This window comes from Kitasatospora sp. NBC_01250, assembly GCF_036226465.1.
GTDB lineage: Bacteria > Actinomycetota > Actinomycetes > Streptomycetales > Streptomycetaceae > Kitasatospora.
Genome location: NZ_CP108476.1, coordinates 3,277,665 through 3,304,248, shown reverse-complemented (window position 1 = coordinate 3,304,248; position 26,584 = coordinate 3,277,665). Strand labels below are relative to the sequence as shown.

Sequence of the window (26,584 nt, the reverse complement as noted above, 5' to 3'; positions counted from 1 at the left end):
TGGACGCGAGCATCTGTGGCCAAGTTTTTAAGGGCGCACGGTGGATGCCTTGGCACTAGGAACCGATGAAGGACGTGGGAGGCCGCGATAGGCCCCGGGGAGCTGTCAACCGAGCTTTGATCCGGGGGTGTCCGAATGGGGAAACCCGGCAGTCGTCATGGGCTGTCACCCATACCTGAACACATAGGGTATGTGGAGGGAACGCGGGGAAGTGAAACATCTCAGTACCCGCAGGAAGAGAAAACAACCGTGATTCCGGGAGTAGTGGCGAGCGAAACCGGATGAGGCTAAACCGTTGTGGTGTGAGACCCGGCAGGGGTTGCCACTTCGGGGTCGTGGGAAAGTTCTTCGGTCGTCTGCCGGCGATCGGGTGAGTCAGAAACCGTATGGGTAGTCGAAGGACATGCGAAAGGTCCGGCGTAGAGGGTAAGACCCCCGTAGACGAAACTTGTACGGCTCACTTGAGCTTCTCCCAAGTAGCACGGAGCCCGAGAAATTCCGTGTGAATCTGGCGGGACCACCCGCTAAGCCTAAATATTCCCTAGTGACCGATAGCGGATAGTACCGTGAGGGAATGGTGAAAAGTACCGCGGGAGCGGAGTGAAATAGTACCTGAAACCGTGTGCCTACAAGCCGTGGGAGCGTCGTTGGTCAGCTTGCTGATCAGCCGTGACTGCGTGCCTTTTGAAGAATGAGCCTGCGAGTTTGCGGTGTGTAGCGAGGTTAACCCGTGTGGGGTAGCCGTAGCGAAAGCGAGTCCGAATAGGGCGGTTGAGTTGCATGCCCAAGACCCGAAGCGGAGTGATCTAGCCATGGGCAGGTTGAAGCGCGGGTAAGACCGCGTGGAGGACCGAACCCACCAGGGTTGAAAACCTGGGGGATGACCTGTGGTTAGGGGTGAAAGGCCAATCAAACTCCGTGATAGCTGGTTCTCCCCGAAATGCATTTAGGTGCAGCGTCACGTGTTTCTTGCCGGAGGTAGAGCACTGGATAGGCGATGGGCCTTACCGGGTTACTGACCTTAGCCAAACTCCGAATGCCGGTAAGTGAGAGCGTGGCAGTGAGACTGTGGGGGATAAGCTCCATGGTCGAGAGGGAAACAGCCCAGAACACCGACTAAGGTCCCTAAGCGTGTGCTAAGTGGGAAAGGATGTGGAGTCGCAGAGACAACCAGGAGGTTGGCTTAGAAGCAGCCACCCTTGAAAGAGTGCGTAATAGCTCACTGGTCAAGTGATTCCGCGCCGACAATGTAGCGGGGCTCAAGCACACCACCGAAGTCGTGTCATTCACAGAATACGCCCAACGGCGCTGTGGATGGGTAGGGGAGCGTCGTGTGCCGGGTGAAGCGGCGGAGGAATCCAGTCGTGGACGGTATACGAGTGAGAATGCAGGCATGAGTAGCGATACAAGAGTGGGAAACTCTTGCGCCGATTGACCAAGGGTTCCTGGGTCAAGCTGATCTGCCCAGGGTAAGTCGGGACCTAAGGCGAGGCCGACAGGCGTAGTCGATGGACAACGGGTTGATATTCCCGTACCCGCTTTGAAGCGCCAACGCTGAACCTCTGAATGCTAAAGCCGTGAAGCCGGCCCGGAGTCTTCGGACAATGGGACGTGGTGGAGCCGCTGATCCAACAGGGTATTAGGTGAGCGATGGGGTGACGCAGGAAGGTAGTCCAGCCCGGGCGGTGGTTGTCCCGGGGTAAGGGTGTAGGACGCAAGGTAGGCAAATCCGCCTTGCACATAGTCTGAGACCTGATGCCGAGCCGATTGTGGTGAAGTGGATGATCCTATGCTGTCGAGAAAAGCCTCTAGCGAGTTTCATGGCGGCCCGTACCCCAAACCGACTCAGGTGGTCAGGTAGAGAATACCGAGGCGTTCGGGTGAACTATGGTTAAGGAACTCGGCAAAATGCCCCCGTAACTTCGGGAGAAGGGGGGCCGGAACTGGTGGAGGCACTTGCTGCCCGAGCTGGGGCCGGCCGCAGAGACCAGCGAGAAGCGACTGTTTACTAAAAACACAGGTCCGTGCGAAGCCGTAAGGCGATGTATACGGACTGACGCCTGCCCGGTGCTGGAACGTTAAGGGGACCGGTTAGCTCTGATTCGTCGGGGCGAAGCTGAGAACTTAAGCGCCAGTAAACGGCGGTGGTAACTATAACCATCCTAAGGTAGCGAAATTCCTTGTCGGGTAAGTTCCGACCTGCACGAATGGCGTAACGACTTCTCGACTGTCTCAACCATAGGCCCGGTGAAATTGCATTACGAGTAAAGATGCTCGTTTCGCGCAGCAGGACGGAAAGACCCCGGGACCTTTACTATAGCTTGATATTGGTGTTCGGTTCGGCTTGTGTAGGATAGGTGGGAGACTTTGAAGCGGCAACGCCAGTTGTTGTGGAGTCGACGTTGAAATACCACTCTGGTCGTGCTGGATGTCTAACCTGGGTCCGTGATCCGGATCAGGGACAGTGTCTGGTGGGTAGTTTAACTGGGGCGGTTGCCTCCTAAAGAGTAACGGAGGCGCCCAAAGGTTCCCTCAGCCTGGTTGGCAATCAGGTGTTGAGTGTAAGTGCACAAGGGAGCTTGACTGTGAGACCGACGGGTCGAGCAGGTGCGAAAGCAGGGACTAGTGATCCGGCGGTGGCTTGTGGAAGCGCCGTCGCTCAACGGATAAAAGGTACCCCGGGGATAACAGGCTGATCTTCCCCAAGAGTCCATATCGACGGGATGGTTTGGCACCTCGATGTCGGCTCGTCGCATCCTGGGGCTGGAGTAGGTCCCAAGGGTTGGGCTGTTCGCCCATTAAAGCGGTACGCGAGCTGGGTTTAGAACGTCGTGAGACAGTTCGGTCCCTATCCGCTGTGCGCGTAGGAGTGTTGAGAAGGGCTGTCCCTAGTACGAGAGGACCGGGACGGACGAACCTCTGGTGTGCCAGTTGTCCTGCCAAGGGCATGGCTGGTTGGCTACGTTCGGGAGGGATAACCGCTGAAAGCATCTAAGCGGGAAGCCTGCTTCGAGATGAGCACTCCCACCTCCTTGAGAGGGTAAGGCTCCCAGTAGACGACTGGGTTGATAGGCCGGATGTGGAAGCCCTGTAAGGGGTGGAGCTGACCGGTACTAATAGGCCGAGGGCTTGTCCTCAGTTGCTCGCGTCCACTGTGTTGTTCTGAAACAACGACCCCCGCCAGGGAAAGAACGGGCGGGTTGCGGTCGGCAGTTTCATAGTGTTTCGGTGGTCATAGCGTGAGGGAAACGCCCGGTTACATTCCGAACCCGGAAGCTAAGCCTCACAGCGCCGATGGTACTGCAGGGGGGACCCTGTGGGAGAGTAGGACGCCGCCGAACAATCATTCCAAGAAAGCCCCCTTCCTTCGGGAAGGGGGCTTTCTTGCGTTTTACGAGCCGGCGGGGACGCTCTTGATGATCGAGAAGACCGCTCCGTGCGGGTCGGCGAGCTGAGCGAGCCGACCGACGCCCGGGGCGTCCACCGCGGGGGCACGCACCGCGCCGCCGAGCTCCTGGGTGCGGGCGATCACGGCGTCGGGGTCCTCGACCTCGAAGTACGGCAGCCAGTAGGAGCCGCCGGCTGCCTTGTCCTCGGGAAGCAGGCCGACGATGCCGCCCTGACTGGCGTCCGTGCCGCCGCCGGTGGGGGTGACCACGGTGTAGGTGAAGTCGCCGAACGGGACGTCCTGCGTCTGCCAGTCGAAGACGCTCGCGTAGAACCGCTTGGCCGCGTCGGGGCCGCTGGTGTGCAACTCGGTCCAGCAGAGCGTGCCGACCGAGGTGACGGCCTCCAGGCCGGCGGTCTCGCCGGGCTGCCAGACGGCGAAGCGGGCGCCGGTCGAGTCGGTGTAACCGGCCATCCGGCCGTCGGTGAAGACGTCGAACGGGCCGAACCGGACCGCGCCGCCGGCCTGCTCGACGAGCTTGCCGGTCTGGTCGGCGTCGTCGGTCTTGAAGTAGAGCGTCCAGGCGGGGCGGGCGCCCTCCTCGGTGAGCGGCCCGAGTGCGCCGACGGTCCGCCCGTCGAGACGGAAGAAGCCGTAGCCGCCCGCATTGGGGCCGGCGGATTCGAAGGTCCAGCCGAGCAGGCTGGTGTAGAAGGTCTCGGAGGCCTGGAGATCGGGGCTGCCGAGGTCGAGCCAGTTCGGGGCGCCAGGGATGTAGCTGGTGGTCAGCATGGTGTTTTCCGCTTCTCTGCGGGCCCGGCGCGGTGGTCTGCGGCCACGGGGGGTCGAACCTGGGCCGGGCAGGACGGGATCGGTCCTCCACGTTCATGGTCGGCCTTGCACCGGGCGGTGACAATCGCGGGACCCGGCAGGCCCGGAGCGTCGGCGGGGTGTCACCGCGGCGGGGTAGCGTTCCTCACGCAGGGTTTGGCTTCGACACAGAACACGTGACACCGGACGAGTGGCACCGGCAGTGGCATGAGGGGGTCCCCGGATGGCCGGGCAGCGGTCCCAGACGGCGCAGGGGCAGGCGGCGGGCCAGGTGCCGGCCCAGCGGCAGCTGGCCGAGGTCGAGGGCGTGCTGGAACGGATCACCTATGCCAACGAGGAGACCGGCTACACGGTGGCCCGGGTCGACACCGGGCGCGGTGGCAACGACCTGCTGACGGTGGTCGGCGCGCTCCTCGGCGCGCAGGTGGGCGAGTCGCTGCGGCTGCACGGCCGGTGGGGTTCGCACCCGCAGTACGGGCGGCAGTTCACGGTCGAGAACTACACCACGGTGCTGCCGGCCACGGTCCAGGGCATCCAGCGCTACCTCGGCTCGGGACTGATCAAGGGCATCGGGCCGCGCTTCGCCGAGCGGATCGTGGAGCACTTCGGCGTCGACACGCTGACCGTGATCGAGGAACAGCCGGGCCGGCTGGTGGAGGTCCCGGGGCTCGGGCCGAAGCGGACCAAGATGATCGCCGCGGCCTGGGAGGAGCAGAAGGCGATCAAGGAGGTGATGGTCTTCCTCCAGGGGGTGGGCGTCTCCACCTCGCTCGCCGTGCGGATCTACAAGAAGTACGGCGACAGTTCGATCGGGGTGGTGAAGAACGAGCCCTACCGGCTGGCCTCGGACGTGTGGGGCATCGGCTTCCTGACCGCCGACCGGATCGCGCAGGCGGTGGGGATCCCGCACGACAGCCCGGAGCGGGTCAAGGCCGGGCTGCAGTACGCGCTGTCGCAGAGCAGCGACCAGGGGCACTGCTACCTGCCCGAGGAGCGGCTGATCGCCGACGGGGTCAAGCTCCTCCAGGTGGACGTCGGCCTGGTGATCGAGTGCCTGGCCGAACTGGTGGCGGAGGAGGGGGTGGTCCGCGAGAGCCTGCCGGGCGAGGGCGGCGAGCCGGTGGTCGCCGTCTACCTGGTGCCGTTCCACCGCGCCGAGATCTCGCTGTCGAACCAGCTGCTGCGGCTGCTGCGTTCGGAGACCGACCGGATGCCCGGCTTCGCGGACGTGGACTGGACGAAGGCGCTGGCCTGGCTGGCCCAGCGCACCGGGGCGGAGCTCGCGCCCGAGCAGGAGCAGTCGGTCCGGCTCGCGCTGACCGAGAGGGTCGCGGTGCTGACCGGGGGGCCTGGCTGCGGCAAGTCGTTCACCGTGAAGTCGATCGTCGCGCTCGCGCTGGCCAAGCGGGCCAAGGTGCTGCTGGCCGCCCCGACCGGGCGGGCGGCCAAGCGGCTGGCGGAGCTGACCGGCCATCAGGCCTCCACGGTGCACCGCCTGTTGGAGCTTCGGCCGGGCGGTGATGCGGCGTACGACCGGGACCGCCCGCTGGACGCGGACCTGGTGGTGGTGGACGAGGCCTCGATGCTGGACCTGATCCTGGCGAACAAGCTGGTGAAGGCGGTGGCGCCCGGCGCTCACCTGCTCTTCGTGGGCGATGTGGACCAGCTGCCCTCGGTGGGCGCGGGGGAGGTGCTGCGCGACATGCTGGCGGACGGCAGTCCGATCCCCTCGGTCCGGCTGACCCGGATCTTCCGCCAGGCCCAGCAGTCGGGGGTGGTGGTCAACGCGCACCGGATCAACGAGGGGCAGCCGCCGCTGACCGAGGGGCTGCCCGACTTCTTCCTCTTCGTGGAGGACGACACCGAGCGTGCGGCGGGCCTGGTGGTGGACGTGGTGGCCCGCCGGATCCCGCAGCGGTTCCGGCTGGACCCGCGCCGGGACGTGCAGGTGCTGGCCCCGATGCACCGGGGACCGGCCGGCGCGGGCAACCTCAACACGCTGCTGCAGGCCGCGGTCACCCCGGGCCGGGAGGGGCTGGCCGAGAAGCGCTTCGGTGGGCGGACCTTCCGGGTCGGCGACAAGGTGACCCAGATCCGCAACAACTACGAGAAGGGCCAGAACGGCGTCTTCAACGGAACGGTCGGCGTGGTGACCGCACTGAGCGTGGAGGACCAGCGCCTGACCGTGCTGACCGACGAGGACGAGGAGGTGCCGTACGACTTCGACGAGCTCGACGAGCTGCAGCACGCCTACGCCGTCACGATCCACCGTTCACAGGGCAGCGAGTATCCGGCGGTGGTGATTCCGGTCACCACCTCGGCCTGGACGATGCTGCAGCGCAACCTGCTCTACACGGCGGTCACCCGGGCGAAGAAGCTGGTGGTGCTGGTGGGCTCGCGCAAGGCGATCGGGCAGGCGGTGCGCACGGTGAGCGCGGGGCGGCGCCACTCGGCACTCGATCACCGGCTGGCCGGCTGAGGGCGAATGGGGTCAAGGGCTCCTGCGGGGGTATCTTGACGTGAAGAAATTGATGGACCAGCCTAGTCTTGTCACGATCTTGTCCGGTTCGTATGGGCGGGAGCATCGGTTCTTGTAGTACAGGGCTCTTTTGGGCCACCCCGGGTGCGCGGTCGTCCTCCGGATGGGGGAGGGTGGACGGGCAGGGCACCTTGGGAAGCGGATTTTCATTTCGTAGGTGAGGAAGCGCGTGAGCGAGAACAGTCAGGAATCTGTAGTACTGCGGTACCAGGGCGGCGAGTACGAGTACCCCGTCGTCGAGAGCACTGCAGGGAACTCCGGCTTCGACATCTCGAAGCTGCTCCCGCAGACCGGCCTGGTCACCCTGGACAACGGCTTCGGCAACACCGCTGCCTACAAGTCCGCGATCACCTTCGTGGACGGCGACAACGGCATCCTCCGCTACCGCGGCTTCCCGATCGAGCAGCTGGCCGAGAAGGGCAGCTTCATCGAGACCGCGTACCTCCTGATCAACGGTGAGCTGCCCACCGCCGACCAGCTGGCGGAGTTCAACAGCGAGATCACCCAGCACACCCTGCTGCACGAGGACGTCAAGCGCTTCTACCAGGGCTTCCCCCGGGACGCGCACCCGATGGCGATGCTCTCCTCGGTGGTCGGTGCGCTGTCGACCTTCTACCAGGACAGCCACAACCCGTTCGACGCGGCCCAGCGCCACCTGTCGACCGTGCGCCTGCTCGCCAAGCTGCCGACCATCGCGGCCTACGCGTACAAGAAGTCGGTCGGCCAGCCGTTCGTCTACCCGCGCAACGACCTGAGCTACGTCGAGAACTTCCTGCGGATGACCTTCGCGGTCCCCGCCCAGGACTACGAGCTCAACCCGGTGATCGTCAACGCGCTGGACAAGCTCTTCATCCTGCACGCCGACCACGAGCAGAACTGCTCCACCTCCACGGTGCGCCTGGTCGGTTCCAGCCACGCCAACCAGTTCGCCTCGATCTCGGCCGGCATCTCGGCGCTCTGGGGCCCGCTGCACGGCGGCGCCAACCAGGCCGTGCTGGAGATGCTGGAGCAGATCCAGAAGGACGGCGGCGACGTCGACGCCTTCATCCGCAAGGTGAAGAACCGCGAGGACGGCGTCAAGCTGATGGGCTTCGGCCACCGCGTGTACAAGGCCTTCGACCCGCGCGCCGCGCTGGTCAAGGGCCTGGCGCACGACGTGCTGGCCCAGCTGGGCAAGTCGGACGAGCTGCTGGAGATCGCGCTCAAGCTGGAGGAGCACGCGCTCAGCGACGACTTCTTCATCTCCCGCAAGCTGTACCCGAACGTCGACTTCTACACCGGCCTGATCTACCGCGCGATGGGCTTCCCGACCAGCATGTTCACCGTGCTGTTCGCGCTCGGCCGGCTGCCGGGCTGGATCGCCCACTGGCACGAGATGATCAACGACCCGACCAGCCGGATCGGCCGTCCGCGCCAGATCTACACCGGCACCGCGATCCGGGACTACGTCGCGCTCGACAAGCGCTGAGCCCTCTCCCGCACCGCACCTCGAAGGCCTCGCAGCACCGCTGCGGGGCCTTCGGCGTACCCGGCCGCCGAGCAGGGGCCGGAACAACAACGCACGGCGACCGGGGAGTGGACAAGGCCGGGAACGGCCGCTCAAAGCGTTCCCGGTCACCCCACTGCCCGGCGCCGTGCGCGCCGACCACCGCCGAGGCGACGGTCTTCCCGGGGCCCGCCGGGACCCCTTTGGCGGTGTGCCGACCGCGGGCGCGCGCCCCTCCCCGGGGGGAGGCGGGACGCGCGGTGCCGTTCCACGGTCGTACAGCCGCACTCACCAAGGTAAGACGTATCTGGGTCGGCAAAGTTACGTCCGGGGGGTGTGAGTTGCCTCTCGCTGCGTTCCGCGCCCCCTGCTTCACCCGCCCATACCACATGACTTCGGGCGCTCGGCGTCACCCTCCCCGCAGTGATGGCAACCCAGCGTGATAGGAATCGTGGCATTCCGGTACGGACAGGGCGGGAGAGACACAGATGGCCAGGAACGTTGTCGTCACGGGTGGTGGCACCGGAATCGGCCTCGAGATCGCCCGGCGGTTCGCCGACGCCGGCGACGCGGTGGTGATCGTCGGGCGGCGCCGCGCGGTGCTGGAGGCGGCGGCCGAACGGCTCGGCCCCACCGTCACCCCGCTGGTCTGCGACCTGGCCGACCCGGACGAGGTGGAGGCGGCGCTGACCAGGCTGCCGGCCCGGATCGACGTCCTGGTCAACAATGCCGGCAGCCGGGAGACCGGCTTCGGGGCCGGCCCGCACGCGCTGTTGGCCCGCTGGCGCGGCGACTTCGAGCGCAATGTGCTGACCGCCGTGCTGCTCACCGAGTCGGTCCGCGACCGGCTCACCCCGGGCGAGGGCCGGGTGATCACGATCAGCTCGATCGCCGCGCTGCGCGGGGCCGGCTCCTACGGGGCAGCCAAGGCCTCGCTGCACGCCTGGAACCACTTCCTGGCCGCCCAGCTCGGCCCCTCCGGGATCACCGCCAACCTGGTGGCGCCCGGCACGGTGGCCGGCACCGAGTTCTTCGGGCCGCGGCTGGACGAGGCCGAGGTCTCCCGGCGGGCCGCCCGCACGCTGCTGGGGCGGATCGGGGAGACCGGCGAGGTGGCCGCCGCCGTGCACTTCCTGGCCTCGCCCGAGGCCGGCTTCATCACCGGCGAGATCCTGCACTGCAACGGCGGCGAGCTCCTCGGGCGCTGACGGCCCGGCGTCCGCCGGACAGGCCCCGGGAACCCGCCGCGGGCGCGGGGGTCAGGCGCCGAAGCGGCGCAGCCGCAGGCTGTTGCTGACCACGAAGACCGAGGAGAAGGCCATCGTGGCGCTGGCGACCACCGGGTTGAGCAGGCCGGTGGCGGCCAGCGGGAGGGCGGCCACGTTGTAGGCGAAGGCCCAGAACAGGTTGCCCTTGATGGTGCCCAGGGTCCGCCGGGAGAGCCGGATCGCGTCGGCCGCCACCCGCAGGTCGCCGCGGACCAGGGTCAGGTCCCCGGCCTCGATCGCCGCGTCGGTGCCGGTGCCCATGGCCAGGCCCAGGTCGGCCTGGGCGAGCGCGGCGGCGTCGTTGACGCCGTCGCCGACCATCGCCACCGACCGCCCCTCGCCCTGCAGCCGCTTGATCACCGCGACCTTGGCCTCGGGCAGCACCTCGGCGATCACGTCGGCCGGCTCGATGCCGACCTCGGCGGCCACCGCGCGGGCCACCGCGCCGTGGTCGCCGGTCAGCAGCACCGGCCGCAGGCCGAGGGCGCGCAGCTCGCGCACCGCCGCCGCACTGGTGGGCTTGACGGTGTCGGCGACCACCAGCAGCGCGCGGGCGGCCCCGTCCCAGCCGATCGCGACGGTGCTGCGCCCGGCGGCCTCGGCGGCGGCCCGGGCCGCGGCCAGCTCGGCGGGCAGCGGCTGTGCCCGGTCGGCCAGCAGGCTCGGGCGCCCGGCGAGCACCGCGTGCCCGTCCACCACGCCCTGCACGCCCAGGCCCGGCAGGTTCGCGAAGCCCTCGACGGCGGGCAGCGGGCCCAGCTCGGCGGCGGCCGCGGCGGCGATGGCCCGGGCGATCGGGTGCTCGGAGGCGTGCTCCAGGGCACCGGCCAGGCGCAGCGCCTGCTCGCGGGAGACGCCCGAAGCGGTGTGCACCGCGGTCAGCGCCATCGCGCCGGTGGTGACGGTGCCGGTCTTGTCGAGCACGATGGTGTCCACCCGGCGGGTGGTCTCCAGCACCTCGGGGCCCTTGATCAGGATGCCCAGCTGGGCGCCGCGCCCGGTGCCGACCAGCAGCGCGGTCGGGGTGGCCAGGCCCAGGGCGCAGGGGCAGGCGATGATCAGCACGGCGACGGCCGCGGTGAAGGCCTCGGTGGCGCTGCCGGTGGCCAGCAGCCAGCCGATCAGGGTGCCCAGCGCGATCAGGATCACCACCGGCACGAAGACCGCGGAGATCCGGTCGGCCAGCCGCTGGGCGGCGGCCTTGCCGTTCTGCGCCTGCTGGACGAGCTCGGCCATCCGGGCGAGCTGGGTGTCCGCGCCGATCCGGCGGGCCTCGACCACCAGCCGCCCGCCCGCGTTGACGGTGGCGCCGGTGACCTGGTCGCCGACGGCGACCTCGACCGGGACGGACTCGCCGGTCAGCATCGAGGCGTCCACCGCGGAGCTGCCCTCGACGACCACGCCGTCGGTGGCGATCTTCTCGCCCGGGCGGACCACGAAACGGGTGCCGACGGTCAGTTCGGCCACCGGGACGCGGATCTCGCGGCCCTCGCGCAGCACCGCCACGTCCTTGGCCCCCAGGTCGAGCAGGGCGTGCAGGGCGGCCCCGGCCCGGCGCTTGGAGCGGGCCTCCAGCCAGCGGCCGAGCAGGATCAGGGTGGTGACGGCGGCGGCGGTCTCCAGGTAGAGGGCCGAGCCGGCGTCACCGCGGGTTATCGAGAGGGTGAACTCGTGCTTCATCCCCGGGTGGCCCGCGTCGCCCAGGAACAGCGCCCAGGTCGACCAGCCGAAGGCCGCCAGGGTGCCGAGCGAGACCAGGGTGTCCATGGTGGCCGCGCCGTGGCGCAGGTTGGTCCAGGCCGCCTGGTGGAAGGGCCGGCCGCCGTAGGCCACCACCGGGCCGGTGAGCGCGAAGGCCAGCCACTGCCAGTTGGTGAACTGCAGGGCCGGGACCATCGAGAGCAGGATCACCGGGAGGGTGAGCACGGCGCTGAGCAGCAGCCGGTCGCGCTGCGGGTCGCCGGCCGCGGCTGCCGCGGTGCCGGTGGCCGGGGCGTCGGGGGCGCTGGGGGCGGGTGGCGGCGCGGGGAGTTCGGCGGTGTAGCCGGTGCGCTCGACGGTGGCGATCAGGTCGGCCACGCTGACGCCGGGTCCGAAGTCGACCCGGGCCTTCTCGGTGGCGAAGTTGACGCTGGCCGCGACGCCGTCCATCCGGTTGAGCTTCTTCTCGATCCTCGCCGCGCAGGAGGCGCAGGTCATGCCGCCGATCGCGAGCTCGACGCGGTCGCTCGTGCCGACGGGGGCGGAGATGGCGGTGCTCATCGTGCGGGCTCCTTCGGGACCTTCGAGGAGGGGGAGGGGCGGGGGTGCCGGGGCCGGTCCGGCCCCGACCCCCGCGGGCGGCCTGACGGCGCGTGGCCTCAGGCCGCGGGGCCGACCAGCTCGTAGCCTGCCTCGTCGATGGCGGCGCGCACGTCGGCCACCTCCAGGGGCTGCTCGGAGGAGACGGTGACGGTGCCGGCCTTGGCGTCGGCGGCCACCTCGGTGACACCCTGCAGAGCGGCGAGTTCGGCACTGACCGACTTCTCGCAGTGGCCGCAGCTCATGCCGGTGACGGTGTAGGTGACGGTGTTGGACATCGCAGCCTCCAAAAGGGTGAGGGGCGCCGGGGACGGCGCGCCGTACTGTCGAGAACACGATACCCCCTAGGGGTATTCCAGGGGGAGGGTGGACGCCTGACGCGGTGAGACGGTCGCCATGGTCCGACGACCGACAGTAGCCCCACTGGTACCAGGCGTCGCTCTCCGCCGCTCGCGCTCCCCCGGACGGGCTGCGCTCCGGTCCGCCCGCCCGCCGATCGAGGGACGCGAAGGTGGGCGTCCGGGCGCAATGTCCGTAATGTTCGGCGGGTGCTCAGCTTCCGCCGCCCCAGCCCGCTGCTGGCCCCCGACCTCAAGGGGTTGCCCCGGGCGCGTCGGCGGAGCGCGCTGGCCGCCGTCGACCTGCGGGACCTGTCCTGGCGGCGGCGGGCCACGCCGGCGCTGCTGGCCATCGTCGGCGTCTGCATCGCGGACCTGTCCACCGGGCGGGAGCGTTACCTGGCCCCGCTGATGACGGTGGTGCCCTCGGTCGCCGCGCTCACCCTGTCGGCGATCGGCGTGCTCGGGGTCTGCGCCGTGGGCCTGGTGGCGCTGATCGGGCTCAACCACTACGACCAGGTCACCGCCGTGCACGACCAGCGCTTCCTGTTCGGCTCGATGATCACCTATGCCGCACTGACCGTGTTCAGCGCCTATGTCGCGGAGATCCGGATGCGCCGGGCGGCGGCCTTCGCCGCCGTCAGCTCGGTGGCCGAGGCGGCCCAGCGCGCGCTGCTGCGCCGGCCGGGGCCCGAGGTCGGCCCGCTGCGGCTGGCGGTGCGCTACGCCTCGGCGGCCGACGAGGCGCGGATCGGCGGCGACCTCTACTCGGTGCTCGACACCCCGCACGGCACCCGCGCGGTGGTCGGCGACGTGCGCGGCAAGGGGCTGGACGCCGTGCAGACGGCCGCCGTGGTGCTCGGCGCGTTCCGGGAGGCCGCCTATGACGAGCCGGGCCTGCGCCAGGTGGCCGCCCGGATCGAGGCGAGCGTCGAACGGCACGCGCCGGACGGGGAGTTCACCACCGCGCTCTTCGTGGAGGTGCGCGGCGGCGGGGCGATGGAGCTGCTGCAGTACGGGCACGTGCCGCCGCTGTGGGTGGGCGCGGACGGCTCGGTGACGGTGCTGGAGGCCCCCGATCCGTGGGTGCCGCTCGGGCTCGGTCGCCTGGCCCCGGGCCAACCGCAGAGCTGGGACCAGCGGTTCGGCGCCGGGGACGTGCTGGTGCTCTGCACCGACGGCGTGGTGGAGGCCAGGCGCAAGGGGAGCGGGGAGTTCTATCCGCTGGACCAGCGGGTCGGCGCGCTGGTCGCGGGGGCCGGCGGCTCGGTCTCCGAGCTGGACGACGCGGTCGGGCGGCTGTACGCCGACCTGCTCGCGCACACCGGCGGCGAACTCAACGACGACGCGCTGCTGCTGCTGGTCAGCCGGATCGACTGACCGGCAGCACGCGGCCGGGGCAGGCGGTGGTCAGGCGGTGACGGCCTCGGCCAGGGCGCGGAAGATCAGCGCGGTGGAGGTGGCGCCCGGGTCCTGGTGGCCGATGCTGCGCGGGCCCAGGTAGGAGGCGCGGCCCTTGCGGGCCTGCAACGGGGTGGTGGCCCGGGCGCCCGCCTCGGCGGCCTCGGCAGCCAGCGCGCTCGCCTCGCGCAGCGTGAAGCCGTCGAAGGCGGCGCGCTCCAGGGCGGCCACGCCCGGTTCGAAGGCGTCGACCATGGTCTTGTCGCCGACCGCGGCGCCACCCAGCTTCTGCACCGCGCCCAGCCCGGCCCGCAGGGCCTCGGCCAGAGCGGTCAGGTCCGCGCTCGGCGCCGGCAGGGCCGCCCCCGCGACGCGCAGCGCGGTGCCGTAGAGCGGCCCGGAGGCGCCGCCGACCTTGGAGATCAGCGTGCTGCCGGCCTTGCCGAGCACGGTGCCGGGCGTGGCGTCGGCATCCAGCGCGTCCACGGCGGCGGTCACGGCGGCGAAGCCGCGCCGCAGGTTGCTGCCGTGGTCGCCGTCGCCGATCGCCGCGTCCAGCGCGGTGAGTTCCTCGTGCTGCCGGTCGATGGCGGCGGCTGCGGCGCGCAGCCAGCCGAGCGCGAGTTCGCGGTCCAGGTCGTTGCGCATGCGGGCTTTCCTCGAAGGGCTCGGGTCCGGGCGGGCGTCGGGGCGGGGGGTGGTCCGGGCGGTGGTGCTCCTGGCAGCGGGGCGGCCGGTCAGTCGCGGCGCAGGGCCGCGGTGCGCACGGGGGCGTCCCACAGCTCCAGGAGGTCGGGGTCGACCTTGGTGAGGGTGAGCGAGAAGCCGGCCATGTCCAGGCTGGTGACGTAGTTGCCGACCAGGTTGCGCACGATGGTGATGCCGCGCTCGGCCAGCCGGGCGGCCACCTCGGCGTAGACGATGTACAGCTCCAGCAGCGGGGTCGCGCCGAGGCCGTTGACCAGGGCGATCACCTCGTCGCCGGCGGTCAGGGTGTGGTCGGCGAGGATGGTCTCCACCACCTCGGCGACAAGCTCGGCGGCCGGACGCAGCGGCGCGCGGCGGCGTCCCGGCTCACCGTGGATGCCGACGCCGACCTCGATCTCGTCCTCGGGCAGCTCGAAGCCGGGGCGCCCGGCGGCCGGCACGGTGGCGGCGGTCAGCGCCACCGCGAAGGAGCGCGAGGCGGCCACCGCGCGCTCGCCCATCGAGGCGACCTCGGCCGCCTTGGCGCCGCGCTCGGCCAGGGCGCCGGTCACCTTCTCGACCACCACGGTGGCGCCGGTGCCGCGCCGCCCGGCGGTGTAGGTGGAGTCCTGCACGGCGACGTCGTCGTCGACCAGCACGGTGCGGACCTCGGTGCCCTCCTCGGCGGCCAGTTCGGCGGCGAGCGAGAAGTTCATGACGTCGCCGGTGTAGTTCTTCACCACGAAGACCACCCCGGCACCGCCGTCGGTGGCGTGGACGGCGGCCAGCAGCTGGTCGGGCACCGGGGAGGTGAACACCTCGCCGGGGCAGGCCGCGTCCAGCATGCCGGGGCCGACGAATCCGCCGTGCAGCGGCTCGTGGCCCGAGCCGCCGCCGGAGATCACGGCGACCTTGCCGGGCCGGGGTGCGTCGGCCCGGTGGATCACCCGGTTCGCCCGGTCCACCGTCAACTCCGGGTGGGCGGCGGCGATTCCGGCCAGGGTGTCGTCGAGCACGGACTCGGGGGTGTTGATCAGCTTCTTCATCGGTGTCTCCGGTGGGGGCGATTGGACCGGCTCGCCTCCGAACCTACGCCACCCGGGGAGGGTTCCTCAGACGTTCGCCAGGACGTGGCGTGGCGGGCCCGGCACGGTCGGTCTAGGCTCGGTCGGCATGAGGAGCTCGGTGGGAATCGTCCTGGTGTCGCACAGTCCGCTGCTGGGCGCGGGGGTGCGCGAGCTGGTGGAGCAACTGGGCGGGGGCTCGGTGGCGGTGGAGGTGGCGGCCGGGACCGAGGACGGCGGGATCGGGACCAGCTACGAGCTGATCGCCGAGAGCGTGCGCAAGGTGGACGGTGGCGCGGGGGTGGTGCTGCTGCCGGACCTCGGCAGCTCGGTGCTGACCGCCCGGGCCGTGCTGGCCGACCTGGAGCGGGCGGAGCTGGTGCTGGTGGATGCGCCGTTCGTGGAGGGGGCGGTGGCCGCGGTGGTCACGGCCTCGACCGGGGCCGCGCTGGCCGAGGTGGTCCGCTCGGCGCAGGAGGCCTGGCAGGCGCACAAGTTCTGACGGGCAGCGCTATTTGGCGTCGGCGTAGCACTCCACCACGGCGGTGCTCATCGGGAACCTGACCGGGCTCGCCCCGAAGACCAGCCGGCTGGCCTCGTCCGCCGCGGCGGTGACGGCGGCGGCCACCTGATCGGCCGTATCGGCAGGGCTGTGCACCACCACCTCGTCGTGCTGGAAGAAGACCAGGTGCGGGCGGGACCCGGGGCGCTCCAGCTCGGCCAGCCGGCGGCGCAGTGCGGCCAGCAGGGCCAGCGCCCAGTCCGCCGCGCTGGCCTGGATCACGAAGTTGCGGGTGAACCGGCCGCGGGCCCGGGTGGAGCGCCCGCCCTGCTCGCCGCCCTCGCTGCCGGGCTCGGCGGTGCTCTCGGCCAGGTCGAGCCAGGCGTCGGAGGGCGGCGGGCAGGGGCGGCCCAGCCGGGAGCTGACGATGCCGCCGTCCTCACCGGTACGGGCGGCGGCCTCGACGTAGCCCATCGCGGCCGGATAGCGCTGGCGCAGGGTGGCCAGCAGCGGGCCGATGTCCCCGCTGGTCTGCCCGTACATCGCGCCGAGCAGGCCGAGCTTGGCCTTGTCCCGGTCGCCCTGGAAGGCGGTGGCGGCCAGCGCCTGGTACAGGTCGCCGCCGGCGGCGGTGCGGGCCAGCGCGGCGTCCCCCGAGAGGGCGGCCAGCACCCGGGGCTCCAGCTGGGCGGCGTCGGCCACCACCAGCCGCCAGCCGGGATCGGCCACCACCGCGCGGCGCAGGATCCGCGGGATCTGCAGCGCGCCGCCGCCGCGGCTGGCCCAGCGCCCGGAGACCACCCCGCCGACCACGTACTCGGGGCGGAAACGGCCGCCGCGCGTCCAGGCGTCCTGCCAGGCCCAGCCGTGCGCGGCGTGGATCCGGGACAGCTCCTTGTAACGGATCATCAGCTCGGCGGCCGGGTGGTCCACCTCGCGCAGCTCCCAGGAACGGGTGGAGGTGAGCCGGACGCCCTGCTCGGCGAAGGCGCGCAGCACCTGGGTGTGCGAGTCGGGGTTGAACGGCTTGCCGCCGAGCACCTGCTGGAGCCGCACGGAGAGCTCCGCCAGCCGGGCCGGCTGGGTGCCGGCGATGTGCGGGCGGGGGCCGAGCAGCTCGGTGAGCAGCCGGTCGTGCACCTCGGTGCGCCAGGGCAGGCCGTCCTCGGCCATCTCGGCGGCGGCCAGGGCGCCGGCCGACTCGGCGGCCACCAGCAGCCGGAAGCGTGCGCGGGCCTCGTCACCCTCGATGGCGCGCAGCCGGCGCTGCTGGTCCGCGTGGACCTCCAGCACGGCCGCCAGCGGATCGACGCCGGGCGGCAGTTGCAGGCGGTCGGGGGCGAAGAGGGTGTCCTGGGCCTCGCTCGGGCCGGCCTCGGGCAGGTCGGCGGGCACCGGCAGGCCGCGCAGCCGGGCCACGGCGGCGCCGAGCGAGCGCGGCGCGCCCCAGCGGCCCTCGTGCGCCAGCAGCAGGGCCTCGACCAGCCGCAGGTCGTGGCAGCGGCCGAGCCGGTGCGGGAGCTGGGGCAGCAGCGGGGCGTACCCGGACTCGGCGGCGGCCCAGACCCAGCGCGGGTGCTCGGCAGCCTCCAACTCGGCGACGGTGCTGGCGAGCTCGGCGGTGCGCAGCGGAGCGCCGACCGGCTCGCCCGCCTCGGTGAGGCGGTGCAGGCGGCCACCGCGCCCGTGGGCGTCGGGGACCAGGGCGATCCTGGCGGGCACGGCGGGACTCCGTATCGGTACGAGCGAGTGGTGCGGGGCGGGCGGGTGGTGCGGACAGGCGGGGCAGCAGCTGGGGCGGCGGGCCGGGGTGCTGCCCAGCCCCGACCGTAGCGCGCGGCACTGACAGCGGCGCGTAGGGTCGGCGGAATGACGGACAATCCCTTCTTCGCACCCAGCCGGCTGCCCTACGGACTGCCGCCCTTCGCCGAGATCCGCGTGGAGCACTACCGGCCGGCCCTGGAGGCGGGCATGGCCGGGCAGCTGGCCGAGATCGCCCGGATCACCGCGAATCCCGAGCCCGCCACCTTCGAGAACACCGTGGTGGCCCTGGAGCGCACCGGGGAGCTGCTGCGCCGGGTGCTGGCGGTGTTCGAGGTCAAGACGGCCGCCGACACCGATGCAGTCCTGCAGGAGCTGGACGCCGAGTTCAAGCCCCGGCTGGCCGCGCACCGCGACGCGGTCCACCTGGACCGCGCGCTCTTCGCCCGGATCGACGCGGTGCACGCCGAGCGCGCCGGGCTGGAGCTGGACGCCGAGTCGCTGCGCCTGCTGGAGCGCCATCACAGCCGCTTCGTGCGGGACGGGGCGCAGCTGCCCGAGGCCGACCAGCAGCGGCTGCGCGAGCTGAACGCCGAGCTGGCCGCGGCGACCGCCGCGTTCGGGCAGAACCTGTACGCCGCCAACGCGCAGGGCGCGCTGGTGCTGGAGCGGGCCGAGGAGCTGGCCGGGCTCTCCGAGGCCGCGATCGAGGCCGCGGCCGACAACGGCCGGGCCCGCGGGTACGAGGGCAGGTACGTGCTGAGCCTGCTCAACTTCACCGAGCAGCCCGCGCTGGCCCAGCTGACCGACCGTGAGGTCCGGCGCCGGCTGCTGGCCGCCTCGGTGGACCGGGCGCTCGCCACGAACGGGCCGGTGGCCGCGCGGATGGCCGCGCTGCGCGCCGAGCGGGCCGCGCTCTTCGGCCACCCGAGCCACGCCGCCTACGTGGTGGAGGACGAGACCGCGGGGAGCGTGGCTGCGGTCACCGAGCTGCTGGAGCGGCTGGTGCCGCCGGCGGTGGCCAACGCCGAGCGGGAGCTGGAGCGGCTGCGGGCGGCCGCCGAGGCCGACGGCGTCACCGACTTCGGCCCGCACGACCTGGCGTACTACGCCGAGCGGGTGCGGCTGGCCGAGTACGACCTGGACAGCGCCGCGCTGCGCCCGTACTACGAGTTGGAGCGGGTGCTGCACGACGGGGTGTTCCACGCGGCCGGCCTGGTCTACGGGCTGAGCTTCACCGAGCGCCCCGAGCTGGTCGGCTACCACCCCGACACCCGGGTGTTCGAGGTCTTCGAGCAGGACGGCACCCCGTTGGGTCTCTTCCTGGCCGACTTCTTCGCCCGGCCGTCCAAGCGCGGGGGTGCCTGGATGGACGAACTCGTGCTGCAGAACGGCCTGTTCGACCATCGGCCGGTGGTCTACAACAACCTGAACATCACCAAGCCGGCGCCCGGCTCCCCGGCGCTGCTGAACGCCGACGAGGTCCGCACGGTGTTCCACGAGTTCGGCCACGCGCTGCACGGCCTGTTCTCGGCGGTGCGCTACCCGCTGCTGGCCGGCACCCAGGTGCCGCGCGACTTCGTGGAGTTCCCCTCGCAGGTCAACGAGATGTGGGCGAACTGGCCCGAGGTGCGGGCCAACTACGCCCGGCACCACGAGACGGGCGAGCCGCTGCCGGCCGAGCTGGTGGACCGGCTCGCCGAGGCCCAGCAGTTCGGCGAGGGCTACCGGACCGTCTCCTACCTGGCCGCCACGCTGCTGGACTGGGCCTGGCACACCCTGCCGGCCGGCGAACTCGTCGAGGACGCGGGCGCGTTCGAGGCCGCGGCGCTGGAGCGGGCCGGCCTGGCGCTTCCCGCGGTGCCGCCGCGCTACCGGACGGCGTACTTCAGCCACCTGTTCACCAACGGCTACAGCGCGGGCTACTACGCCTACATCTGGTCGGAGGTGCTGGACGCCGACACGGTCGAGTGGTTCCGCGGCAACGGGCGGCCGGTGCGCGAGAGCGGGGAGCTGTTCCGGCGCGAACTGCTCGCCCGGGGCAACACGGTGCCGGCGCTGGCGGCGTTCCGCGCGGTGGTCGGGCGCGAGCCCGATGCCGCGCCGCTGCTGGCCCGGCGCGGGCTGGCCGGGTAGACCGGGTCATGCGGACGCGGGTGCGTCACGAGCGGACTCGTGGCGCACCCGCGCACCCGCGCACCCGCGCGGCCCGGGCCCGGCCCGGGGTGACGGCTCAGCCCGGGATGATCGAGAAGGCGCCGCCCTGCAGCGGGGTCTCGGTGTACTGGCCGCTGTCGATGGCCTGCGGCCCGTAGTTCGAGAAGCTCTGGCCGTTCACCGTGAGGTTGGCGAAGTCCAGCTCGTTGAAGGACGGGTAGCTCTGGCTCGGCGACTCGATGACCGCCTCGGCGCTGACGTTCTGGGCGCGCAGGGTCTTGGTGACGGTCTTGGTCCAGCCCTTGGTCACGTCGGTGAGCGTCAGCGTGTAGCTGCTGCGGCTGGTGTTCACCACGCTGGCGTTGAAGGTGTCGCCGGCGCTGACCGGGTTGCTGAAGTACTGCGGCGGCGCCGGGTACATCTCGTACCAGGCGGAGTAGACCGGGGAGCCGCTGGAGCAGTCCGCCTGGACACCGGTCTGCTCGACCGTCGACGAGCCGTAGCCGTCGATGCCGATCCACGGGGCGAACAGGTCGTTGGTGGTGTTGCACTGGACGTCCGGCATGGTCCAGGAGCCGGTGATGCTCTTGAAGCCGCTGCCCTGGGCGACGTAGCCGCCCCAGTTGCTGTCGCCGGAGAACGGCTGGCCGCCCCAGGTGTGGTGCGGGGCGTAGAAGTGCGGGGTGGCGGCCTGGGCCGCGGGGGCGGCGAAGGCGGCACCGGAGAGGGCGAGCAGCGCGGCTATGGCGGCGCGGGCGGGCTTGCGCAGGCGAGTGCTGGTCATGTGGGGCTGCTCCTTGAAACGTGGGGGGTCGACACGCCGAGCAGCCCTCGGGTGGGGCCTGAGGACTGCCGGGTGTGCGGATCAGCGTGCGGTCCGGTGGTCACCGGCTGGAAGGCGGAAAGGGGGACAGGAATCTGCCATGGCGGAAACATGACAGCTTGTCGGAACTCCTGGTAGTCGCCCTGGCGCACTCCGACACCGGATCGGCGATGGTCCGTCAGATGTGCCTGGCCGAGTCCCAGTTGCCGCCGCCCGCCGGGACGATGGCGAACGATCCGTTCTGCAGCCCGGTCTCGGTGTACTGGCCGCTGTCGATGGCCTGCGGCGCGAAGCTGTCGAAGACCTGGTTGTTCACCGTGACGTTGGAGAAGTCCAGCTCGTCGAAGGACGGGTAGCTCTGGCTCGGCGACTCGATGACCGCCTCGGCGCTGACGTTCTGCGCGCCCAGGTTCTGCGTGGTGTTCTCGGTCCAGCCGAGGGTGTTGTCGGTCAGCGTCAGCGTGTAGTTGCCGTTGCCGTCGGTGGTCACGCTGCCGGTGAAGCTGTCGCCGGTGTTCACCGGGTCGCTGAAGTACTGCGGCGGCGCCGGGTACATCTCGTACCAGCCGGAGAGCACCGGCGAGCCGCTGGAGCAGTCCACCTGGACGCCGGTCTGCTCGACGGTCTGCGAGCCGTAGCCGTCGATGCCGACCCAGGGGGCGAACAGGTCGTTGCTGGTGTTGCAGGTGACCTGCGGCATCGTCCAGGAACCGGAGATGCTGGTGAAGTTGCTGCCCTGGGCGACGTAACCGCCCCAGACGCCGCCGTCGTAGCGGCGCGCGCCGTGGCCGTAGCGCAGCGCGGTGTGCGAGCCGTGCTGGGCGGGGCCGAAGGTCGTGGTGGAGCCCGGGGCCGCGGCGAAGGCCGGCGTGGCGAGCGCGGCCCCGGAGACGGTGAGTGCGGCGGCGACGGCGAACCGCAGTGCACGAACGGTGCGAAGACTGGACACGGGGTACTCCTCATCCGTGGGGGTGGAGCACCGCGGCTGCCCTCGGGTGGGGGCCTGACGGCTGCCGGGCGATGCGGCTCAGCGTGCGGCCCCGTGGTGACCCGCTGGAAGGTGGAGGCCGGGGCCGGAATGCGACATGGCGGTAACATGACAGCTGTCAGAACTCTTGATTTCCGCCCTGACGTGCACCAAAGTCGGGTCGACAACAGGCCGGACGCCGAGGTGAGAGGCCGGTCGCGGAGCAGTGTGAGCCGGGGGCAGGGCAGGTGGCCGAGCAGTGGACGGGGCGGTTCGGTGGCCTGGGACTGGCCGCCGACCAGGAGTTGCTCTACCTCCACCTGCTGTCCAGCCCGGGCCTGAGCGCGGCTCAGCTCGCCGGCGCGCTCGGGATCGCCGCCGAGCAGGCACAGGCGGCGCTCGGCGCGCTGGCCGAACTCGGCCTGGTCGAGCGGCCGGTGGCGGACGGCGGGGTGTGGAGCGCGGCGGCCCCCGACGTGGCGCTGGAGGAGCTGCTGCTCCGTCGCGAGCTGGAGCTGCGCCGCACCCGCGGGCGGATCACCGAACTGCTGCGCACCTACCGGCGTACCAGCAGCGGCCCCGAGGGCGAGCTGGTCGAGGTGATCACCGGGCGCGAGTCGATCTCCGAACTGTGGCGCAGTCTCCAGGTGGGCGTGCGGCAGCAGTTGCGGGTGCTGGACAAGCCGCCGTACATCCGACGCTCCGACCCGGAGCTCGAACTCGCCGCGCTCGGCCGGGGGGTGCGGATGCGGGTGGTCTACGAGAGCCAGGTGCTGCGCGACCCCGAGCGGGTGGCCGAGATCCAGCTGTACGCCGGGGCCGGCGAGCAGGCCCGGGTACTGCCCGCCCTGCCGCTGAAACTGGCGCTGGTGGACGACCGTTGGGCGCTGCTGCCGGTCAGTTCGGGCACCGAGCTGCAGAGCGTGCTGCTGGTGCGCCCCTCCTCGCTGCTGGACGCGCTGGCGGGGCTGTTCGAGCTGTACTGGTCGCGGGCGATGCGGGTGCCCGCGGCCGACTCCACCGACCTGCCGCGCGACCGGCACCGCCAGTTGCTGACACTGCTCGCGGCCGGGCTGACGGACGAGAGCATCGCGCGGCAGATGGGCGTCTCGACGCGGACGGTGCAGCGCTGGGTGCGGGAGCTGATGGACCGGTTCGGCGCGCGCACCCGGTTCCAGGCCGGGATCCAGGCGGCGCGCGCCGACCTGCTCTGAGGGCTCCTTCGACCGGGGCCCCTCAGCTCGTGACCGTCAGGGTGGCCTCGGTGCCACGGGGGAGCCGGACCCGCGGGTGCCCGGGGGTGCGGGTGTCGAGGGTCGCCCGGTCCGTGCCGGTGACGGTGATCCTGGCGGTGGGCGGGGCGGCCAGCTCGGTCCAGCCGCCGTCGGCCCGGAAGGTGACGGTGTAGGAGCCGGCCGCCCAGCTCTCGTGCTCGGGGCGCCCGGCCAGGACGGGCGCGTACGGTCCGAAGGCCGGGCCGTCCCCGGGCGCGGGCGCCGCGTCCGTCCCCAACGCGCAGTAGCCGCCGTCGCCCTGGCACCAGTACCACATGGTCCAGGCGCTCGCGAAGCCCGCCATCGCGGCGATCTGCTGGCGCACCAGCTCGGTGTTGCCCGGGGTGCGGGAGTTCGGCGGGCCCCACTCGCCGACCAGCAGCGGCATCCGGTGGGCACTCGGGTAGGTGCTGATCGCGGCGGTGTAGGAGGCGATGAAGCCGTCGGCCGGGTTCCAGTCGGCGCCGTCCTCGACCGCGGTGTCGTAGAAGTGCGGGGCGTAGCCGAGCCGCGGCGGGCCCGGGCGCGGGTCGGTGAAGCCCGGCAGCCGGGTCGGCACGCCCTCGCCGACCAGGACGGTCGGCTCGACGAAGAGCCAACTGCGCTGGTCCACCGCGCGGATCGCGCCGATCAGCCGCTGGTACATGGCCGCCAGGCGTCCCTGTTCGAGCTGTGCCGAGGCGGCGGCGAGCACCGCCGGGTCGCTCGGGTCGCCGTCGACCGGTCCGAACGGCTCGTTGAACAGGTCGTAGCCCAGCAGCGAGCGGTGGCCGCGCAGTTCGGTGGCCAGGTGGGTGTAGAACTCGGCCTGCCAGCGGCGCAGGTCGGCGTCGTCGTAGAGGTGGCGGAAGGCGGCCTGCACGGCGGGCTGGAAGTAGCCGGCGAACCAGTCGTTCGGGTCCGGGACGAACGGCAGTCCGTCGTCCCGGGTGGCCCAGGGCGGGATGCCCCGGTCGCCGCCGCCGAAGGCCGGGCCGTAGACGTCCTGGTGGAAGTCGATCACGGCGAGCAGGCCGTAGCTGTCGGCCCAGCCCAGCAGGCGCTGGAGCTTGGCGAGTTCGGCCTGGTCGTCGTGGCCGCGGGCGGGCTCCAGGCGGTCCCAGGAGACCGCCACCCGGATCAGCGTGAAGCCGCGGTCGGCGATGGAGCGCAGGTCGGCCTCGGTGGTCTCGTCGTACTTGTCGAGATCGAAGCCGCGCGGTTCGAGGACCCGCCCCGACCGGTCGGTGAAGAGCACCCGGCCGTCGGGGGTGGGGCTCGCGCCGGTGGGGAAGTCGGCACGGGGGTAGCCGGGCTGCGGGGCACCGGAGTGCGGGGTGCCCGGTTGGGCGAGCGCGGGGGGCGCGCCGATCAGCAGGGCGGCGGCGGTCAGCAGGCTCAGCAGCAGGGCGGCGGTGCGGCGGGTGGCGGTGCGGCGGGCGGCGGTACGGGTGGCGGGGACGGAGGGGGGATCGGTGTGGCGGGCGGCGGTACGGAGGGCAGTGATGCGCAGGGCGGCGGTACGGAGGGTGTGCACGGACACCTCGCACGGGCGGCGGGCAGGATGGGCGCCGATGCTCGCGCACCGGCGCCGCCGCGCGCAAGAGTGCCGCCGTCGCTACGCGCCGTCCGCCGGCGGAGCAGGGATCTCGGGCGGCGAGGCGGAGGTGCCGCCCGGCAGCGGGGCCGCCGGCAGGGGCGCGGCGGCGGCCAGCCGTCCCCAGAGCAGGTCGGCCAGTGCCTGCACCATCCGGGCCCGGGGGCAGGGCCGCTGCTCCAGCCACCAGTCCCCGGCGGCCAGCACCATGCCGGTGATGCCCCGCCCCCAGGCCTCGGAGAGCAGCGGTCCGTCGGGGCCGAGGTCGACCTGGGCGGTGACCGCCCGGGTGATCTCCTCGGCGATCTGCCGCAGCGCGGGCGCCAGCGCGTTGCCCACGCCGTGGGGGTCGCCCGGCTCCGGGTGGGTGAGCAGTTGGTAGACCTGCGGACGGGACTCGATGCCGGCCAGGTAGGTGTCCAGCACGTGCTCCACCCGCTCGCGGCGCTCCAGCGGTTCGTCGAGCGCGGTGCGCACGGCGGCCAGCAGGCCGGAGGTGTGACGCTCGGTCAGCGCCTGGAAGAGTCCGCTGCGATCGCCGAAGTGCCGGTAGAGGATCGGCTTGGTGATGCCCGCCTCGGCGGCGATCGCGTTCATGCTCGCGCCCGGGCCCTCCCGGCCGACCACCCGGTCGGCGGCGTTGAGCAGCTGCTCCCGGCGCGGTTCCTCGCGCGGTTCCTCCAGGGCGGTCACCCGGCCCTCCGTTCTCTCGGCTCCCCGTTGCGCTGTGCGTTGACAGCCGTGAGCTATCAGTAGCAGACTCCGACCATGTTACCCGGGGTAACACCCCACGGGTCCCCGGTGGGTGTGGCCCCGTGCGGCACGCCGGTCCACACCCCGGGCGGCCCGGCGAGCGGCACCCCGGACAGCACACGAACAGCACACGGAACAGCGCGCGGACAGCACACCGCACGGCGCGATCTTGATCCTGGAGGACTTCATGAACCCCTTCTCGCTGGCGCTCGGCGAGGACCAGCTCGCCGTCCGCGACTGGCTGCACGGTTTCGCCGCCGACGTGATGCGCCCGGCCGCCGCCGAGTGGGACGAGCGCGAGGAGACCCCCTGGCCGATCATCCAGGAGGCCGCCAAGCTCGGGATCTACTCGCTCGACTTCTACGCGCAGCAGTACTTCGACCCCTCCGGCGTCGGGATACCGGTGGCCATGGAGGAGCTCTTCTGGGGCGACGCGGGCATCGGCCTGTCGATCGTCGGCACCACGCTGGCGGCCGTGGCCGTGCTGGCCAACGGGACCGACGAGCAGATCGGCACCTGGGCCCCGCAGATGTTCGGCACCCCCGAGGACGTCAAGGTGGCCGCCTTCTGCTCCTCCGAGCCGGACGCCGGCTCGGACGTGTCGGCGTTGCGCACCCGGGCCGTCTACGACCAGGCCAAGGACGAGTGGGTGCTGAACGGCACCAAGACCTGGGCCACCAACGGCGGCATCGCCGCGGTGCACGTGGTGGTCGCCACCGTCGACCCGGCGCTCGGTGCCCGCGGGCAGGCCTCCTTCGTGGTGCCGCCGGGCACGCCGGGGCTGGCGCAGGGGCAGAAGTTCAAGAAGCACGGCATCCGCGCCTCGCACACCGCCGAGGTGGTGCTGGACGACGTGCGGGTGCCCGGGCACTGCCTGCTGGGCGGCAAGGAGAAGCTGGACGAGCGCCTGGCCCGCGCGCGGGAGCGGGCGGCCGGCGGCGAGGCTGCCGGTGATGGGGCGCGGGGTGGTCAGGCGCGGGGCGGCGCGGGCAAGAACGCCGCGATGGCCACCTTCGAGGCCTCGCGCCCGGCGGTGGGCGCGCAGGCGATCGGGATCGCGCGGGCCGCCTACGAGGTGGCGCTGGACTACGCGAAGACCCGGGTGCAGTTCGGCCGCCCGATCATCGACAACCAGGGGGTGGCGTTCACCCTGGCCGACATGCGCACCCGGATCGACGCGGCGCGGCTGCTGGTCTGGCGGGCCTCCTGGATGGCCGCCAACCAGCAGCCGTTCACCGCGGCCGAGGGGTCGATGTCCAAGCTCTACGCCGGCGAGACCGCCAAGTGGGTGACGTCGCAGGCGATGCAGCTGCTGGGTGGCAACGGCTTCACCCGCGAGTACCCCGTGGAGCGGATGCACCGGGACAGCGCGATCTACACGATCTTCGAGGGGACCAGCGAGATCCAGCGGCTGGTGATCGCGCGGACCATCTCCGGGATGCCGATCCGCTGACGGCGGTCGAGCGGG

At 71.4% G+C, this 26,584-nt stretch carries 18 protein-coding genes and 2 rRNA genes; 10 read left to right on the top strand and 10 right to left on the bottom strand.

The window, feature by feature from the left end:
• Nucleotides 1-17 precede the first annotated feature (17 nt).
• Together OG500_RS13345 and rrf are read left to right on the top strand one after the other, a co-directional pair.
• Nucleotides 18-3,137: ribosomal RNA gene (locus tag OG500_RS13345) — 23S ribosomal RNA — on the top strand.
• An 87-nt stretch (nucleotides 3,138-3,224) separates the two neighbouring features.
• A 5S ribosomal RNA gene (rrf, locus tag OG500_RS13340) occupies nucleotides 3,225-3,341 on the top strand.
• A 50-nt stretch (nucleotides 3,342-3,391) separates the two neighbouring features.
• Here the strand turns inward: rrf and OG500_RS13335 are convergent.
• Entirely contained in the window at nucleotides 3,392-4,180 is a 789-nt protein-coding gene (locus OG500_RS13335) for a VOC family protein (protein ID WP_329580012.1), read from the bottom strand.
• Between the two features lie 262 nt (nucleotides 4,181-4,442).
• Between OG500_RS13335 and recD2 the strand changes: the two genes are divergently transcribed.
• The 3 genes from recD2 (at nucleotide 4,443) to OG500_RS13320 (ending at nucleotide 9,452) form a co-directional block, all read left to right on the top strand.
• Nucleotides 4,443-6,698 (top strand): SF1B family DNA helicase RecD2, encoded by a 2,256-nt coding sequence (recD2, locus tag OG500_RS13330; protein ID WP_327066946.1) that lies wholly within the window; start codon nucleotides 4,443-4,445, stop codon nucleotides 6,696-6,698.
• A gap of 217 nt (nucleotides 6,699-6,915) precedes the next feature.
• Nucleotides 6,916-8,226, top strand: a complete 1,311-nt coding sequence (locus tag OG500_RS13325; protein ID WP_376778505.1) for a citrate synthase — start codon at nucleotides 6,916-6,918, stop codon at nucleotides 8,224-8,226.
• 506 nt (nucleotides 8,227-8,732) lie between these two features.
• Nucleotides 8,733-9,452 (top strand): SDR family NAD(P)-dependent oxidoreductase, encoded by a 720-nt coding sequence (locus tag OG500_RS13320; RefSeq protein WP_327066945.1) that lies wholly within the window; start codon nucleotides 8,733-8,735, stop codon nucleotides 9,450-9,452.
• A 51-nt stretch (nucleotides 9,453-9,503) separates the two neighbouring features.
• Here the strand turns inward: OG500_RS13320 and OG500_RS13315 are convergent, their stop codons facing one another.
• A complete protein-coding gene (locus OG500_RS13315; RefSeq protein ID WP_329580004.1) occupies nucleotides 9,504-11,774 on the bottom strand; it encodes a heavy metal translocating P-type ATPase in 2,271 nt (756 codons plus the stop codon).
• Nucleotides 11,775-11,872: 98 nt separating this feature from the next.
• Complete coding sequence (locus OG500_RS13310) at nucleotides 11,873-12,091, bottom strand: heavy-metal-associated domain-containing protein (RefSeq protein WP_327066943.1); 219 nt, start codon at nucleotides 12,089-12,091, stop codon at nucleotides 11,873-11,875.
• Nucleotides 12,092-12,361: 270 nt separating this feature from the next.
• On the opposite strand from OG500_RS13310, the gene OG500_RS13305 reads away from it, so the two are divergent.
• Nucleotides 12,362-13,531 (top strand): PP2C family protein-serine/threonine phosphatase, encoded by a 1,170-nt coding sequence (locus tag OG500_RS13305; RefSeq protein WP_329580001.1) that lies wholly within the window; start codon nucleotides 12,362-12,364, stop codon nucleotides 13,529-13,531.
• Between the two features lie 30 nt (nucleotides 13,532-13,561).
• Here the strand turns inward: OG500_RS13305 and dhaL are convergent, their stop codons facing one another.
• Together dhaL and dhaK are read right to left on the bottom strand one after the other, a co-directional pair.
• Nucleotides 13,562-14,200 (bottom strand): dihydroxyacetone kinase subunit DhaL, encoded by a 639-nt coding sequence (dhaL, locus tag OG500_RS13300; protein ID WP_327066941.1) that lies wholly within the window; start codon nucleotides 14,198-14,200, stop codon nucleotides 13,562-13,564.
• A gap of 89 nt (nucleotides 14,201-14,289) precedes the next feature.
• Nucleotides 14,290-15,285: a dihydroxyacetone kinase subunit DhaK gene (dhaK, locus tag OG500_RS13295; protein WP_329579998.1), complete on the bottom strand. Its 996-nt coding sequence runs from the start codon at nucleotides 15,283-15,285 to the stop codon at nucleotides 14,290-14,292.
• Between the two features lie 127 nt (nucleotides 15,286-15,412).
• On the opposite strand from dhaK, the gene dhaM reads away from it, so the two are divergent.
• A complete protein-coding gene (dhaM, locus tag OG500_RS13290; protein ID WP_327066939.1) occupies nucleotides 15,413-15,805 on the top strand; it encodes a dihydroxyacetone kinase phosphoryl donor subunit DhaM in 393 nt (130 codons plus the stop codon).
• 9 nt (nucleotides 15,806-15,814) lie between these two features.
• Here dhaM and OG500_RS13285 read toward each other — a convergent pair whose 3' ends face one another.
• Nucleotides 15,815-17,527 (bottom strand): bifunctional 3'-5' exonuclease/DNA polymerase, encoded by a 1,713-nt coding sequence (locus tag OG500_RS13285; protein ID WP_327066938.1) that lies wholly within the window; start codon nucleotides 17,525-17,527, stop codon nucleotides 15,815-15,817.
• A gap of 147 nt (nucleotides 17,528-17,674) precedes the next feature.
• On the opposite strand from OG500_RS13285, the gene OG500_RS13280 reads away from it, so the two are divergent.
• Entirely contained in the window at nucleotides 17,675-19,702 is a 2,028-nt protein-coding gene (locus OG500_RS13280) for a M3 family metallopeptidase (RefSeq protein WP_327066937.1), read from the top strand.
• A 97-nt stretch (nucleotides 19,703-19,799) separates the two neighbouring features.
• On the opposite strand, the gene OG500_RS13275 is transcribed toward OG500_RS13280, so the two are convergent.
• A complete protein-coding gene (locus tag OG500_RS13275; protein ID WP_327066936.1) occupies nucleotides 19,800-20,507 on the bottom strand; it encodes a G1 family glutamic endopeptidase in 708 nt (235 codons plus the stop codon).
• 217 nt (nucleotides 20,508-20,724) lie between these two features.
• On the bottom strand, nucleotides 20,725-21,495 hold the full coding sequence (locus tag OG500_RS13270; protein WP_327066935.1) for a G1 family glutamic endopeptidase: 771 nt from the start codon (nucleotides 21,493-21,495) through the stop codon (nucleotides 20,725-20,727).
• A 266-nt stretch (nucleotides 21,496-21,761) separates the two neighbouring features.
• Here OG500_RS13270 and OG500_RS13265 point away from each other — a divergent pair, with 266 nt between their 5' ends.
• Nucleotides 21,762-22,727 (top strand): LuxR C-terminal-related transcriptional regulator, encoded by a 966-nt coding sequence (locus tag OG500_RS13265; protein ID WP_327066934.1) that lies wholly within the window; start codon nucleotides 21,762-21,764, stop codon nucleotides 22,725-22,727.
• Nucleotides 22,728-22,749: 22 nt separating this feature from the next.
• Here OG500_RS13265 and OG500_RS13260 read toward each other — a convergent pair whose 3' ends face one another.
• Nucleotides 22,750-24,303, bottom strand: coding sequence for a glycoside hydrolase family 5 protein (locus OG500_RS13260; protein ID WP_329579993.1), 1,554 nt, complete (start codon nucleotides 24,301-24,303; stop codon nucleotides 22,750-22,752).
• Between the two features lie 81 nt (nucleotides 24,304-24,384).
• On the bottom strand, nucleotides 24,385-25,056 hold the full coding sequence (locus OG500_RS13255) for a TetR family transcriptional regulator (protein ID WP_327066932.1): 672 nt from the start codon (nucleotides 25,054-25,056) through the stop codon (nucleotides 24,385-24,387).
• Nucleotides 25,057-25,303: 247 nt separating this feature from the next.
• Here OG500_RS13255 and OG500_RS13250 point away from each other — a divergent pair, with 247 nt between their 5' ends.
• Nucleotides 25,304-26,569, top strand: a complete 1,266-nt coding sequence (locus OG500_RS13250) for an acyl-CoA dehydrogenase family protein (protein WP_327066931.1) — start codon at nucleotides 25,304-25,306, stop codon at nucleotides 26,567-26,569.
• The last annotated feature ends 15 nt before the right edge of the window (nucleotides 26,570-26,584 follow it).

Bases quoted from the DNA above. Each gene is read 5' to 3' on its own strand.
- OG500_RS13275 (WP_327066936.1), bottom strand. From the start codon at position 20,507: ATGACCAGCACTCGCCTGCGCAAGCCCGCCCGCGCCGCCATAGCCGCG.
- recD2 (WP_327066946.1), top strand. From the start codon at position 4,443: ATGGCCGGGCAGCGGTCCCAGACGGCGCAGGGGCAGGCGGCGGGCCAG.
- OG500_RS13250 (WP_327066931.1), top strand. From the start codon at position 25,304: ATGAACCCCTTCTCGCTGGCGCTCGGCGAGGACCAGCTCGCCGTCCGC.
- OG500_RS13315 (WP_329580004.1), bottom strand. From the start codon at position 11,774: ATGAGCACCGCCATCTCCGCCCCCGTCGGCACGAGCGACCGCGTCGAG.
- dhaM (WP_327066939.1), top strand. From the start codon at position 15,413: ATGAGGAGCTCGGTGGGAATCGTCCTGGTGTCGCACAGTCCGCTGCTG.
- OG500_RS13310 (WP_327066943.1), bottom strand. From the start codon at position 12,091: ATGTCCAACACCGTCACCTACACCGTCACCGGCATGAGCTGCGGCCAC.
- dhaL (WP_327066941.1), bottom strand. From the start codon at position 14,200: ATGCGCAACGACCTGGACCGCGAACTCGCGCTCGGCTGGCTGCGCGCC.
- OG500_RS13320 (WP_327066945.1), top strand. From the start codon at position 8,733: ATGGCCAGGAACGTTGTCGTCACGGGTGGTGGCACCGGAATCGGCCTC.
- dhaK (WP_329579998.1), bottom strand. From the start codon at position 15,285: ATGAAGAAGCTGATCAACACCCCCGAGTCCGTGCTCGACGACACCCTG.
- OG500_RS13280 (WP_327066937.1), top strand. From the start codon at position 17,675: ATGACGGACAATCCCTTCTTCGCACCCAGCCGGCTGCCCTACGGACTG.
- OG500_RS13335 (WP_329580012.1), bottom strand. From the start codon at position 4,180: ATGCTGACCACCAGCTACATCCCTGGCGCCCCGAACTGGCTCGACCTC.